Genomic DNA, 13,959 nt, shown 5'->3' with positions numbered 1-13,959 from the left:
GCTCCCTTATGCTTAGTTGTTGATAACTTTATTATCCATATTTTTTGATTTCGTGTCAACCCCTAAGACGCTTTACTTTTTGATTTAGATATGGTATATTTTATATAGAAATAAAGAACGAAATTGAGAGGAGATTTTTCATTGAAACAAGAAACAAAACAACTTGAAATCACCAAGATCAGCTATGTATCGGACGACAAACGCTTCTATATCTACCAAACCAAGGAAGTCGATACGAGAACCCGGGCGACACTAAAGGGTTACATGCCGGAATTCTCAGTGGGCATGGTCGTCGAATGCTATGTCAAAGAGACGTCGCACCCTACGTATGGCAAGCAATATGAGCCCATCAGCTTCGTGGAGCGAAGTCCGCAGACACCGCAGGAAAAACTGGCGCTCATGAGTCTCTTCTTGACCGAGAATCAGGTCAAAGAGTTTATGGAGGTCTACAAGAAGCCGTTCGATATCTTTAAAGAGGTCGAGACAGACTCTCTCCGATGGGAGGAAGTCAAAGGGTTTGGCAGAAAGAACTACAATACGTTGGTCAACAAGGTCAAGAACCGAAAAGGCGGAGCGATCATCTCGGCCAAACTCACCAACTTCGGTGTCAACGCGCAGATGGGAGAACAACTCCTCAAACGTTACGGTAGCGTAGATAGAGCGCTAGAGATCATCGCAGACAACCCATATGTGCTCACGAACTTCCGTGGACTCGGCTTCAAGACGGTCGACCCGATCGCCCTCAAGATGGGTGTGCCGGAAGAAAGCGTCTATCGGATCACTTCGGCCGCACGATACATAACGAAAGAAAATGAACAATCAGGTTCTACATATATGAGTAAGAAGGCGTTTATCGACGAGATGTTCGACCTCCTCTCGATCCCCGTCTCACGGATCAACGAAGTCAACCTCGGAAACGACATCCATATCGACGAGGAGCGTAAGACGGTGGCGTTCCAAAACACCTACTTCCGCGAGACGTTCACCTCAGAGTTTATCGCAGACTACGTCAACCGAGATGTCGACGAGTTTCCTTTGAACGACGAGCAGGTGGATGCGTTTATCGTCCAGTTCGAGAAAAAGAACGAGGTGACGTTCACCGAACAGCAGAAGAAGTTCTTCTATGCGGTAAAAGATCATACCATCGTCTGCCTGCTCGGATACGCAGGAACAGGTAAATCGATGCTTCAGAAGGCGCTCGTGCAGATGGTCGACAGCGCTGGATGGGCGGTAACGCTCACAGCCCCTACCGGACGTGCAGCGAAACTCCTGCAAGAGTATACCGGGGTCAAGGCAGGAACGCTTCACAGCAAGCTCGGTATCGGTGTCGACAAAGACGAGAAGGACGCCGAATATTCGGACGCCTTCATAGAAGAGGATTTTACGGCAGAGGAAGACGATAAAGAACCTTATGCGATCAACGAAGAAGTGTTCGTCGCAGACGAGTTTTCGATGACCGACACAGAGATCATGTATCACATCGCGAAGAACAAAGGGATCGCAAAACGGTTCGTCTTTATCGGAGACCCCGAGCAGCTACCATCGGTCGGAGCAGGAAAGGTTCTCCTTGACCTCACGCAAAACGGTGTCAAGACGATCGAGCTCACCAAGGTCTTCCGTCAAGCGGAAGGCGGTATCTTAGATCTCGCCACGAGAGCACGTCAGAAGCAGAAGCTCGTGTCTGAAAACAACGGTGCTTCGCGGCTAGGCTCGGACACCATCTTCCATCAGACGTCGAAAGAAAAGATCAAGAAGGCCGTCATCGTCTATATGAAGAAGCTGACAGAAAAGATCGACCTATCGGACATCACGGTCATCTCCCCTACGAACAAAGGAGATATCGGCGTCCAAGAACTAAACAAAGAGATTCAGAACGAGTTCAACCCTCACAATCCGATTTCACCTGAGATCGAGTTCGCCGGATATACATATCGCATCGGAGACCCGATACTCATCACAGACAACACGCCCAATGTCCTTCTGTATCACTCGTTCCAGCAGATCTTGTTTGTAAAGCAACCGGACAGCGAACTGACAGCACAAGAGATCATTAAGAAGAAGACGATGCCGCCTCTGGCTAAACTTGAAAAGTCGGCAGACAAAGCAAAACTTTTTAATGGCGAGATCGGCAAGGTCGTCGGTATCCACCTTGACTCGAAGACGCTCTATATCGACGTCAACGGCGTTACGTATGCGTGGGAAAGAAAGCTCTTCAAGAACTCTTCTCTCGGGTACGCGATGACTGTCCATAAGATGCAAGGGTCGTCGAACAAGGCGGTCATCTTCGTGGCCGACAAGTCGAATACATATATGTTAAACCGCCAACTCGTCTACACGGCGATCACGCGAGCACGAGAACGACTCGTCATCATCGGTACGGGTTACACTATCAACGGTAGCGTCAAACGGGACGGCAGCATCAAACGGAAGACGATGCTCGGTGAACTTATTTCAGAAAAATTAACGAAATCAAAAAGTATTAAGGGAGATAATTCAAAATGAAACTTTATGTCTGCAAATCACTCAAACAATATCAGTTCCTACGTTCACAAAAGGTCTACCCGCTTCTCGCCAAGATCCGTACATACGATGAAGACCCGAAATTCGACGGACGCCCTGCTTCGATCTTCGAGGTGACAGAAGAGTTGTCTTCTGCCCTCGTGGAATGGTCGAAGCAATACGGAGGTGCTGGTCGTGCGTGAAGAAGTAGAAACGATCATCATCGACGGGATGGAACTGCCGAAGCGTTTCGAGGGAATGCGTTTCGGTGACAGCCCGTTCGAAGAACGAGGCGACATCCAGGCGTTGCGCGAACTCGTCCACTCGAAGCTAAACTACCTCTCGAAGTACGGGGAAGAGCGAAACGAGCTCGTCTCCTCTTTATTGGGAGAGGTAGACTTCCTCGAGGACATCATGTCGGCCGAACGCACGATCATCAAGGAGCACAAGAAGGCGTCATCATTCCTTTCGGAAGACCAGACGCTAGACAAGACACTCGCGACGCTTGCGGACTACATCCTGTTCACGAAGTTCGATAGCGAAGAGCAGGAACGTGCATTCTTAGAATCACTGTCAGAGAGCACAGACCATGTGTTCCAGAAGCGCCCCCGTGAGTACGACTATATGAAGCGTGTCACGGATACCGCTCACGAAGTCCTCACGAACGACTTCTCCGTCCTAGAGGCGACAGGCAAGACGCAGCTCACGAGCGAACAGAAGTTGGATATGAAGCGTAAGCGTTCGTCCTTCAAGTTGGCGGATGAGTATCTTGATGAAGCCTATTGGGATACATACAAGAAAGGCAACGAGATCCCTTTCTACCACGGCGAGGTGACGACGCAGCAAGAGGTGTTCGAGGACTTCAAGCGCGACATCGACTACATGCGCTACTATCTCGGCGTGAACGAGACGAAGGATATGCAGGACATCATCAGACAGAACACGATCAAGGCGATCGAGAAGGAGTCTGAGGGCAAGGAGTTGCCGAAACACTTCACGCCCGAGCGACAGTACAACCTTCTTCGGAAGACGTACTCGAGCGTCAAAGGTGAGTACGAGATCATGAAGCGTCAACTCGTCAAGACGGTCACACTCTCCCCTGACGCCGGTAAACCGGTGTACGACATCAACTCGAATACATATTACGAGAAGGAAGACGGTGAGATCGTCGAGGTGTCTACGAACGCCATATCGCTTGGCGACTTGAAGACGTACCGACCGCTCCTCACGATGTATGCCGAGCTATGGGACAAGTACGACGGGAACTATACGTCTGATTGGTACTGGCTCTTATGGGAATTCAAGCGACTCCTGGACAAAGCACCACTCACGACGGAAGAGCGTGACGTGTGCTCGCTCCTGATCGACGCGCAGACACAATCGTCCGTGGCCGAGAAGCTTGGGTTGTCGACCGTGGTAATCAACCGCATGGTCAACTCTTCGATTCCGAAGAAAGTCCATCAGACGTATCTTGAAGAGGTCGACGAGCATGTGTACACGCACAAACTCAAAGGAAAATACAAGACGTGTACGAAGTGCGGAGAGACAAAGCTGATCTCTAACGACCGTTATTTCCAGAAAAACACATCTTCAAAAGACGGATTCCGAACAATTTGTAAGAAATGCTCGAATTCATAAGGGATTAGGTGGAAATGTGAAATATTTCTTGTCTAACTCCCCCTTAGTTATGAAGGGTATTAAATAAAAAAGTAAAATGATTATTTTACCGCATACATAAAAACCGAAGAGAGATGTGGACGCACGTCTCTCTTCTTCTATTAAACGATGACAGGATGGATGATTACGATGAGCAAAAAGAAAGCGATGAACCGCTCCGAGTTCGCCAAGATTTTGGCGAAAGACATCGGCGCAGATATTCCGACGACGACAGATATTATCAACACGGTGTTCCGCTCGCTCTTCAGAGAACTGAAGACAGCAGAGAAGATTACGATTGCCGAGGTCGGCACGTTCGAAGTGAAGACACGAAAAGGCACGATCCGACGAAACCCGAAGACAAGAGAACCCGTGGTGACGCAAGACAAACAGACGGTTACATTTAGACCTTCAAACAAGGTGAAAGACAAGTTTAACTGACGACGAAAATTCGATGATGATCGGGGATAACATGATGACGACCGAAACGAAGATGAAGAAGTTTGTAGTCGATACGAATGTGGTGCTGAATAACATCAGCGCCTTGAATCCGAATGAGGTCGTCGTGACGACCATGCTTTTACGAGAGATCGAGAAACACAAGTCGTCACGGTCGAGTGACCTAGCCTATCGTGCGCGTGTCGCACAGCATTGGTTGACGTTACATCAAGACCGTCTCGAGTACAACACGAAACCTTATCGATTGAACAAGCTACTTGAACACGGCGAATATGATGAACAGTATGTGGACAACCAATTCTTAGAGTGTCTGCTTCAAAACCCTGAGTACGGATTGATTACGGAAGATATGTTGCTCGGGATTCAAGCGCATGGATTCGGAGTCGAAGTAAAACAGCTTCAGCAAGTGTCGACGGATGTGTATTCATACAAGGGATATACAAAACTCGACCCGAACGATGACGTGGAAGCAGAGTTGATCGACCGAGTATGGATGGACGACAAGACGGTGGCAGATGAGATGAAGTTGGAGATCAACCAATATGTTATCATCGACGACCCGTCACAACAGAAATTCAAAGAGATGGTGCGACGTTGGAACGGCGAGTCGTTCGTGGAAATCAAACTCCCCGAATATCGTGTCGTCAAACCGCGTAACGCCGAACAAGCTTGTGCGTTGGATGCTTTGAACAACCCGGATATCACATCGGTATTCATCTTAGGATTGGCTGGCTCAGGCAAGACGATGATGTCGGTGAAGATGGCGCAAGAGAAAACGATTCGAAAAGGCGACTTTGGTCGGATCGCACTCATGCGTAAAGCAGATGTATCGAGCGTCGGATTCCTACCTGGCGACATGGACGAGAAGATGGGCGTGTTCTACGAGACTTTCGTACAACATTTAGACGACCCTATCCAAGACCCTGTACATATGTCGGAGAACGGACAGCTCACGAAACACGAAATCAGCTTTGTCAAAGGCTTATCGATGGATTCGACATTGATCTTGGTGGACGAGTGTTCGGATTTGAGTTTAAAAGAAATTCGAAACTGTGGTACGCGTGTCGGCAAGGATTCGAAGATCGTCTTTACGGGCGACTTCGCTCAAACGAACGATGCGTTCGTGAAATCTTCGGGCATCATCGAGGCCGTGAACAAACTTAAAGGCGATCCGCAATGTGCGATTGTGGTGCTCACGCAAGATGAGCGTTCTGAGACATGTAAGATGTTTGCGAACAAGTTGTAAATCATAAATCATACATACCGCGATTCTCGAAGGATTAGCCACTTTTGAGAATGGGCGCAGATGCGTAGGGCTATGTGTCTGAGGAGAGTACGACATTGGGTCGGAAATCCGTCGTCTCAAGGAAAACTGTCATGCGCAGACGGCTCGCAGAGTTCGGTTAGAGCGGGCAACTATTCATACCGCATCACAAGGGAATTGGTCGTGCTTATCGCGCGGCCACCCTCAAAGATCACACACAACTTAATAGTGGTGCAGCCGAGCTCCACGTTAAAAACAGAAAGACAGCAACCTAGCTAGGTAGATTTCGAAGCAGGTCGGACTGACCGACCAACATCTGCGCCGCCTTGAAAGATAGGTGTGCGCGGATTATTTTTAGTTCTAGCCTTAGAAAAGGCTGATTTGAGCGCTAAAAACCAATAAAAGAGAAAAGGATGATGAAGATGAAAGCCGTGATTAGCACTCTGCAAAGGGAAGCAAAACGTATTAATGCTGAAATTAGAAGTACAGAGTCAGAGATTAATTTTCAGGAAGAGTTGCTACAAAACCGTAAAGATTACTTAGGCGAATATAAGCAACGTCTTGCAGAACTCGAAAACCACATTAAAGATCTCGAAGAAAATAAAAATCAACCTATCGACATTCAAGCCGAGCGGGTTAAAGCAAGAGGTTTTAAAGTCGAAAGTCCTTGTTGCTGCAAAAACTAATATCATGCTGATTAGTCAGCACCACATTAAAGATGCGTATCTTCGGATATGTGAGTCGTGAAGACTCAACATTAGAGGAAAGACCTCAACAAAGTCCCAGAGGTGGCTTGCTAGAAGGATAACTTCAAAACAAGTTAAGTGGCCCGTTTTACTTCACAGCCACGGCTGTCAACGCTGATTAATTTGCTTGTCCGCCAAGGCGAAGACACACAATACAGCGTATTTATTGATAAAAACTCGGCCTGTCTATCATTCCCCGGGCTGTAAGCCGAGTTTTTATCAAATTTGGCATCCAGAATTCCTACTCAGACCCCCGAAGGTCATCTTGTATCGATCCAATCGACTGTCAACGAGACTTCGGACAAAAGGCTGTGTGGGCGAATGGGTGTTCAAAACTAGCGGGTTAGAGATGAAACCTGCTCCGGCGTAGCGGCTTTGAAAAAAGGAAAACAATGCTACGAAAGCTATCCCCCTAAGGCGTAGACGGGGCGTCATCTATTTTTTAGAACAGTAGTTCGAAAACGCCTCTGAATATGCGAAACACTTCGAGCCTTCTATATTGAGGGTGTCCTCATTTGGATAACCCGCGCCTTAAGTGGTGCAAATTTGATTTGTAAAGACCAATTTGGTGGCAAAGAAATTTGTCACGACCCTTTGGGGTCTTATTTGATTTACCGGAACCCGACACGCCTAGCATAGAAGCGAACCTCGTCGGGTCTTTATATTTTGTGCCTAGCGCACCGCACAATTGAGTGCATACATCGTCCTGCCTCGTTGCGGACAAATTATCACCGGATCAGGTTCGCAACCTGACGAAAAAGCCACAACTACGTGGGACGTCACTTTTGGTTTCAGGCGTTATATTTTCATTTTTGACGTCCAATAAAGGCGCCATTTTATCATGAGGGTCAACCCTCACCTTTCTAGAATCGAATGTCGTGAGGTGGCAAAACACCTGGCTAAATAAAATTCGAGAGGTGATTAGACACCTGGCTAAAAAACTCTAATGAGGTGTGGGAAACCTGGCCAACAAACTCCCCTTCATTCGATTCTACTATCATGTCGATTCGTCGACACCAGAGCAAAGTCCTGTACCACACCCGGACTAAAGCGGTTAGGGAGACCTCTCCGCAATTGAATTAGACATGAACTCGCCACGCCTATCAACGATGCGGACTAGGGCGAGTCTTTTTTTTGCAAACAAAATTCTAACATTAGAACATAAATAGTCTAACGTTAGAACATTAATCTTCTAATTATAGAACTTATATATTCTAACATTAGAACATACATAGAAACGGAGAGATGAACGATGAACGAAAAATTAAACTACCGACTCCGCTTCCTTGAGGTTCTTGCAGAGCTTCAGAAAGCCGGTCACAAATGCAACACGGAGATCAAAGAGCAACTCGATATCGTAAAAGACGAGCTCGAAAAGGTCGAAGACTTCACCTTTGAATCGGAGGTGGTCTGAGATGCCAGCAGAGATCAAACATTCGGTTTCACTTAAAGGATCATTGGACGTCGGCACGATGCGCGTCACAGAAATCACGAAAGCCGGTGAGTTCGAATACGACCTCATGGAAGTCTTGAAACGTTTCCATGACGCAGAAGTCGTCATCAGCATCACCGAGAAAACGACCGTTGAACCAGTAGATTCGGAGGACTAATGATGATTGAAATCAAACGATTGAGCGACGAGACCGAACAAGATTATTTCGTCCGCATCTGCTCGAACAAGGATCAATACGGTCTGAGTTGGGTAGAGGTCGGACAGATCTTGAACGAAGAGTTTGGCAAGGATCACGGCGAGTCGAAGTGGCGCAAGAAATATGCGGCCTTCCAAGAAGGTATGAGATATGCGGAAGACAAGTCGGTATCGTTTGACGATCTGACAGCAGAACTCGAAATCAAACGTCGTGAGCTCGAAAAAGAAAAGATTCGGGTGCAAGACCAACGCCGTATCTACAAAGGTTATGTGCGTGACGAGGCTCGAGTCGAAGAGATGAAAGCGAATATGCTTCATGAGATCCGTCTTCTTGCACAGAGCAAACCGCTCATCCAAGAAGACTTTTCTGTTCCCGTCGTATCGGAACGCGAAGGTCTCACGGTCTTCTCGGACTGGCACTTCGGGACACATGCGAACAACGCATGGAACAAGTTCGACAACAACGTGTTCTTCGAACGGGTCGCCTACCTCAAGAACCGTGTGATCCAACACGGGATCGAGAACGGGATCGAGCGTCTGCATGTGGCCGTATTGGGCGACATGATTTCAGGACTCATCCATCAGACGATCCGTATCGAAAACACGGAGAACGTATCGATTCAGACAATGCGTGTCGGAGAGGTGCTTGCCGAGGTCGTGAACGAACTATCCGAGCACTTCAGTATCGACTACTACTGTGTGCGAGGCAACCACGACCGCATCACACCACAGAAAGACTTGACGCTCTCTTCTGAGAGTTTCATGGATATCATCCACTGGTACGTGAAAGCACGTCTCGAGAACAACGCTCGTGTGACGTTCCACGAGAATCAAATCGATGAAGAATTGTGTGAAATCAACATTTGCGGAGACTTAGTGTACGGGGTTCATGGTCACAAGGATCGACCGAACAACGTGGTCGAGAACTTGACGCTCATGACCGGCCGAAAACCGGCTGCCGTTCTCCTTGGACATCGACACCACCACTTCGAAAAAGAAGTTCACGGCGTTGACATCATTCAAAACGGCACACTCTCGGGTGTGGACGAATTTGCGAAAGACATTCGGGCGACAAGCATCCCCCATCAGAAATTCATGGTGTGGGAGCGTGAACTCGGACGACTCTGTACATATAACCTGCGCTTCAATTAAGGAGTGACAGACATGGCAAGACCGGTCAACACAGACAAATTCAAGGGTCTGAGCAGCAAGGTGAAGAACGGGACGCTGAAGACGTGTACCTGTTGCGGTGAGGAGAGGAAATATAGCGAATACTATAAATCCTCCAACCCGTATCATTCTGACGCCCTATTCCCGACCTGTAAAACATGTATTTTAGACCAGTTTGACGAGACGAGCCAGGTATCGGTCTACGACACGCTTCGACGGATGGACAAACCGTTTATCGAAGACAAGTGGATTGCGGCAGAAAATAGCTCGGAAGGAAAAGCGGTCTTAGGGAACTACTTCAAATCCATCAGCATCAGCAGCATGTCGAACCTTACATGGGACGACTCGGAGTTCCCCGAATCAGAAGATGACGACGAGTTGAGCCAGGCAAGTAAGACTCGGTGGGTCGGTTTCAGTTCGGCAGAGAAGATCAAACTAGAAGCGATGTATCAAGAGATGTTGAGTGCTTACGAGGCGGATACACCGGTCAAAAGAAACCTTTATCGAAGCTATGTGATCACATTGCATAAATCAGACGAAGCTTTATTTAACGGAAATGTATCTGAGTACGAAAAACTCCAAAGAACGGCATCGAGCCAAATGGGTGATGCCCGTATCAAACCACTCCAGGAGACCGGTTTTGACGAGAATTCCACGGCCACTTTCGGTCAGTTTATGGAGAAGATCGAGAACGAGCGTCCTATCCCCGAGCCATTAGACATCTTCGAGGATGTGGACGGGATCAAGAAATACATGACTAAATGGTTCACCAACCAGATGCAACGAGCGCTCGACCTCCGTTCGAAGAACGACGATATCGAGTCCGTTTTGGATGGTGACAAGTAATGGGTGCGTTTCAAGTCAACAGAAACAAAGACAAGCGCGGAGGAAACATATACTCTCGCGAGAAGAAGCAGCGAAAAGACGGTCTTCCTAAAAACAAGGCCGACAGATTGAATGAAGGGCTTTTGGTATGGGGTTCTTTCTATCGAGCAAACCCACACCGCTTCATCAAAGATTATTTCGGTCTCGACTTAAAGCTGTTCCAGATGATTTTGATTTATATGATGTTCCACAGTAGTATCACCGCGTTCATCGCGGCCAGGGGATTGGGTGGATTCGCCCCCTATTAGAGCGATCTAGTATGGAAAACCGAGGAATATCGGTGAAAGGATATGGATTGCACGTTCCCAACACCGAGATAATCATTCGTTTTAAAAGATGAGTGATATCGTAACGCATAGGCATGTCTGAAACTGCTTTGGCAGAACATAGTGACGCCCACGAGTCCTTGGCTTCTCTAGACGAGAAGAAAATATATGCTGACCTATATCAAGACCATGTAGATATAGAAGCAGAGGATAAAAAGCCTTTGCGATAACAAAAGTGAAATCCTTCCTGACTGCGATTTACTGTATTACGAGATGTGTGCTTTTCCCAAAAAGTAAAATAGCAATCGTTAGTGGTGAATAAGGAGATATATGCGAAAAGTTAAAAAATGGACTGAAGAAGAAGAATTGTATCTAAGTGAAAATGCAAAAAACATGTCGGCTCAGGAAATCGGAGACGTTCTTAACAGATCGAAAATATCCGTGAGACATAAAATCAAATCCTTGGGGATCACCGATACCAAATATTCTCGAATGACTGTTCGGTATCATTATGACAAAGATTTCTTTAAAGTCATTGACTCGGAAGAAAAGTCGTATTGGTTAGGGTTTATCGCAGCAGACGGTTGTATCATTGATAAGACCGGGGCAAAGGCGTTAAAAATAACCTTAAAGGGCGAAGATAAGGGTCATCTTGAGAAATTTAAAAACGCCATCAAAGCTAATGTTCCAGTTAGAGAAAAAATAGCTAAGTCTAATGGTAAAGAATATCCTTCTTGCGAAATTATCATACATTCAACCGAATTATGTAATGACATAATTTCTTACGGGATAGGTCATAACAAAACATATGCGATGAGTCTCACCGGCATCAACCCAGCGATGATGAAACATTTCGTTAGAGGATTTGTTGACGGAGATGGTTCTCTTTATATGTCGTTCGGAAGAGATAAACGGGGATATGAGCGGTATCGTTACGCTGTTGAAATCGTGGGATATAAAGATGTCGTTCTCAACGAATTAAAAGTTTATTTTGATTCGCTAGGTATTAAATCGAGTATTTATGCCAAACGAAAAAACAACGATAAACTAATGATTACAAGAAGAGAAGATATTGTTCGTTTTTTAAACGCTCATTACTTCAACTCGAAAATTCACTTAGATAGAAAATTCAAGAAAGCTATGTTCATGAAAGAACTTTTCGACGCTAATCTTCCGGCGCCGTCTCGGTGAGCAATCTCCGAGATTATGATCGGGGAATATCGGTAAAAGGATATGGTTTGATGTCCCAATACCGAGATAATCGCCTGGATTAAAAGTCAGGCGGCATCGTAACGCATACCGGATGAACCTTCGCAAAGAAGAATATAATTCCGGCACGAGTCTCCGACACCCCTAGAGGGTGAAGATGTATGCTGAGCTACGCCGAGACCATGTAGGCGTAGAAGCAAGGGATAAAAAGCCCATGCGATAACAAAACTGACCAAAGGGCAAGCCAAGATGATTGTCACGGAGAAGATAGAGAAGGAACTCATGCAGTACCCGAATATCGCCCGTGAGATCAAAAAGATTCAAACCAGTGGTGGCAACATCGACGTATTCTTCCATAACGGATCGTCCATCACCGTCGTACCGAACAACGAAAACGCCCGAGGCGTTCGTGCTCAGGTATTGGTGGCCGATGAAGCGATTCTTTTGAAGGCAGAGAATTATACCAAAATATTCCGTCCGTTCTTGAACGTTCAGCGGATTCCAGGATTCAAGAACAAGACCGAATACAAAGACTACCCCGTCGAGCCGAACGCAGAGATCATCCTGACGTCCGCTCACTATCGATCGAATTGGGTGTACGACAAATGGAAGGCGATCGCCTATCAGATGTTCAAGGGGAACGACGACTATTGCGCCGTCAACCTCGAGTACAACCTCTCGATCCATGAGGGGTTGCTTCCGCCGAAGTTCATCGAACAGGTGATGCAAGAGGATGACTTCGACCCTATCGCATTCTCGATGGAGTACGAGGCGCTGTTCTACGGTTCGTCAGAAAAAGCTTATTTCCGTCTCGAAGACATGCAAAAGTGTCGGAAAGTCTTGAAACCGGCCATCTTCTTTGACGAGGCTACTATCGCGTCGTCGGTGAAACGTGTCGCCAAGATGAAGATACCGAAGGTCAACGGAGAGAAACGAATCATCTCGCTAGACGTCGCCCTTAGCGGCGGTAAAGATAACGATAACTCGATTTTCACATTGATCCGGTTGCTTCCTAACGGCGGCGAGTACAAACGACAGATCGTCAACATCTACTCGTTGAACGGGGCAAACTCAGACTACCAGGCGCTTATGTTTAAGCGTCTTTTTTATGATTTCGAAGCAGATTGGGCGGTTCTCGATGCCCTCGGTCTAGGGATGTCGGTCTATGACGAATTGATCAAGGTTACACGGGACGACGAGAGGGATAGCGAATACGAGGCGTGGAAGTCGGACAATGACGAAGCGTTGGCCGAACGAGCTCCCTCGATGGCTCTCCCGGTCATCTATACGGTCAAAGCAACGGTCGACATCAACCATACGATCGCCACGAAACTTCGTGCCGCAATCGAGAACGGGAAAATCGAACTACTTGCGAACGACCTCGAGGGACGGGACTACCTGGAAGATAAATATGAGCTCGACAAAATCGACTCAGAGACGCAAGCGCGCATGTTAGCGCCGTTCTTTCAGACGACCGCACTCATCAACGAGATGATCAACCTTGAGTACGAGATCTTGAACGGAAAGATCCGTCTCAAGGAAAAAGGCCGTATGCGTAAGGACAGATATTCTTCCCTCGCCTACGGAAACCTGCTCGCCTCTATTTTAGAGGATGAGCTCAAAGCCGAAGACTCCGACTTCGAGTACGGACTGTTCTTCGACTAATCAATCAGGAAAGGCGGTGAAACAATGACAGAAACCGCACAAAACCCGGAACTACCGGAAGAGACACACGAATTCAACTCGTTCTTCGACCTCTTGACGTCGCAAGGCGCGGACAGAGTGTATTTTGGCGAAGAGAGTCCCGAGACGATCCGACAATGGATCAACAACCCGATGACCAGCCACCGTCAAATCAAACGCCTGTCCCGTCGGATGTACTCGCGAAACGGCGTCTACACGAACGTCATCGATTACATGAAATCACTCCCGACACTCGACCGCGTGGCCTACGCCACCAAGAACGAGAAGAAGAACGTACCGAAGAATATCGAGAAGGCGAACACCTTCGCAGACCAGATCCGTGACAAGTCGTTCGTGCGAGACGTCCTCATGGGCGGTCTCATCGACGGCGAACAGTATGCCTATGCGTGGATCGAGAAGACCGCTCCCCTTCCGAAGTCGCTTGGAGACCTTGATATCGACAACATCAAAGAG

At 47.4% G+C, this 13,959-nt stretch carries 14 protein-coding genes; all 14 read left to right on the top strand.

Features of this window, described 5'->3' with window-relative positions:
* The first annotated feature begins 141 nt into the window (after nt 1–141).
* A complete protein-coding gene (locus EVJ32_RS04560; RefSeq protein ID WP_131456981.1) occupies nt 142–2,502 on the top strand; it encodes an AAA family ATPase in 2,361 nt (786 codons plus the stop codon).
* A complete protein-coding gene (locus EVJ32_RS04555) occupies nt 2,499–2,702 on the top strand; it encodes a hypothetical protein (RefSeq protein ID WP_131456979.1) in 204 nt (67 codons plus the stop codon). Before EVJ32_RS04560 ends, EVJ32_RS04555 begins: the two co-directional genes overlap by 4 nt.
* Nucleotides 2,695–4,137, top strand: coding sequence for a hypothetical protein (locus tag EVJ32_RS04550; RefSeq protein ID WP_131456977.1), 1,443 nt, complete (start codon nt 2,695–2,697; stop codon nt 4,135–4,137). The genes EVJ32_RS04555 and EVJ32_RS04550 overlap by 8 nt, the downstream gene beginning before the upstream one ends.
* A gap of 168 nt (nt 4,138–4,305) precedes the next feature.
* Nucleotides 4,306–4,596 (top strand): HU family DNA-binding protein, encoded by a 291-nt coding sequence (locus tag EVJ32_RS04545; protein WP_161568771.1) that lies wholly within the window; start codon nt 4,306–4,308, stop codon nt 4,594–4,596.
* Between the two features lie 13 nt (nt 4,597–4,609).
* Entirely contained in the window at nt 4,610–5,860 is a 1,251-nt protein-coding gene (locus EVJ32_RS04540) for a PhoH family protein (RefSeq protein WP_131456974.1), read from the top strand.
* A gap of 440 nt (nt 5,861–6,300) precedes the next feature.
* Nucleotides 6,301–6,564: a hypothetical protein gene (locus tag EVJ32_RS04535; protein WP_131456972.1), complete on the top strand. Its 264-nt coding sequence runs from the start codon at nt 6,301–6,303 to the stop codon at nt 6,562–6,564.
* Between the two features lie 1,312 nt (nt 6,565–7,876).
* Nucleotides 7,877–8,038: a hypothetical protein gene (locus EVJ32_RS16165; RefSeq protein ID WP_161568770.1), complete on the top strand. Its 162-nt coding sequence runs from the start codon at nt 7,877–7,879 to the stop codon at nt 8,036–8,038.
* Nucleotide 8,039: 1 nt separating this feature from the next.
* A complete protein-coding gene (locus tag EVJ32_RS04530; RefSeq protein WP_131456970.1) occupies nt 8,040–8,234 on the top strand; it encodes a YonK family protein in 195 nt (64 codons plus the stop codon).
* 2 nt (nt 8,235–8,236) lie between these two features.
* Nucleotides 8,237–9,424 carry a metallophosphoesterase family protein gene (locus tag EVJ32_RS04525; RefSeq protein WP_161568769.1) on the top strand — a complete coding sequence of 396 codons (1,188 nt, stop codon included), beginning with the start codon at nt 8,237–8,239 and terminating at the stop codon, nt 9,422–9,424.
* A 12-nt stretch (nt 9,425–9,436) separates the two neighbouring features.
* Nucleotides 9,437–10,288, top strand: a complete 852-nt coding sequence (locus tag EVJ32_RS04520; RefSeq protein ID WP_131456966.1) for a hypothetical protein — start codon at nt 9,437–9,439, stop codon at nt 10,286–10,288.
* Nucleotides 10,288–10,575, top strand: a complete 288-nt coding sequence (locus EVJ32_RS04515) for a hypothetical protein (RefSeq protein WP_131456964.1) — start codon at nt 10,288–10,290, stop codon at nt 10,573–10,575. The genes EVJ32_RS04520 and EVJ32_RS04515 overlap by 1 nt, the downstream gene beginning before the upstream one ends.
* Nucleotides 10,576–10,923: 348 nt before the next feature.
* A complete protein-coding gene (locus tag EVJ32_RS04510; protein ID WP_131456962.1) occupies nt 10,924–11,784 on the top strand; it encodes an LAGLIDADG family homing endonuclease in 861 nt (286 codons plus the stop codon).
* 300 nt (nt 11,785–12,084) lie between these two features.
* On the top strand, nt 12,085–13,467 hold the full coding sequence (locus tag EVJ32_RS04505; RefSeq protein ID WP_131456960.1) for a terminase: 1,383 nt from the start codon (nt 12,085–12,087) through the stop codon (nt 13,465–13,467).
* A gap of 24 nt (nt 13,468–13,491) precedes the next feature.
* A partial coding sequence (locus EVJ32_RS04500) for a hypothetical protein (protein WP_201740684.1) occupies nt 13,492–13,959 on the top strand: 468 nt, incomplete at its 3' end.

It is taken from the genome of Exiguobacterium sp. SH5S4, from assembly GCF_004337045.1.
Lineage (GTDB): Bacteria > Bacillota > Bacilli > Exiguobacteriales > Exiguobacteriaceae > Exiguobacterium > Exiguobacterium aurantiacum_A.
The sequence above is the reverse complement of the archived record's forward strand: the minus strand, read 5'-3'. Positions and strand labels throughout refer to the sequence as shown.

Excerpts from the sequence above, each read along its gene's own strand:
- EVJ32_RS04555 (WP_131456979.1), top strand. The coding sequence starts at position 2,499 with ATGAAACTTTATGTCTGCAAATCACTCAAACAATATCAGTTCCTACGT.
- EVJ32_RS04545 (WP_161568771.1), top strand. The coding sequence starts at position 4,306 with ATGAGCAAAAAGAAAGCGATGAACCGCTCCGAGTTCGCCAAGATTTTG.
- EVJ32_RS04540 (WP_131456974.1), top strand. The coding sequence starts at position 4,610 with ATGATGATCGGGGATAACATGATGACGACCGAAACGAAGATGAAGAAG.
- EVJ32_RS04535 (WP_131456972.1), top strand. The coding sequence starts at position 6,301 with ATGAAAGCCGTGATTAGCACTCTGCAAAGGGAAGCAAAACGTATTAAT.
- EVJ32_RS16165 (WP_161568770.1), top strand. The coding sequence starts at position 7,877 with ATGAACGAAAAATTAAACTACCGACTCCGCTTCCTTGAGGTTCTTGCA.
- EVJ32_RS04530 (WP_131456970.1), top strand. The coding sequence starts at position 8,040 with ATGCCAGCAGAGATCAAACATTCGGTTTCACTTAAAGGATCATTGGAC.
- EVJ32_RS04525 (WP_161568769.1), top strand. The coding sequence starts at position 8,237 with ATGATTGAAATCAAACGATTGAGCGACGAGACCGAACAAGATTATTTC.
- EVJ32_RS04520 (WP_131456966.1), top strand. The coding sequence starts at position 9,437 with ATGGCAAGACCGGTCAACACAGACAAATTCAAGGGTCTGAGCAGCAAG.
- EVJ32_RS04515 (WP_131456964.1), top strand. The coding sequence starts at position 10,288 with ATGGGTGCGTTTCAAGTCAACAGAAACAAAGACAAGCGCGGAGGAAAC.
- EVJ32_RS04510 (WP_131456962.1), top strand. The coding sequence starts at position 10,924 with ATGCGAAAAGTTAAAAAATGGACTGAAGAAGAAGAATTGTATCTAAGT.
- EVJ32_RS04505 (WP_131456960.1), top strand. The coding sequence starts at position 12,085 with ATGCAGTACCCGAATATCGCCCGTGAGATCAAAAAGATTCAAACCAGT.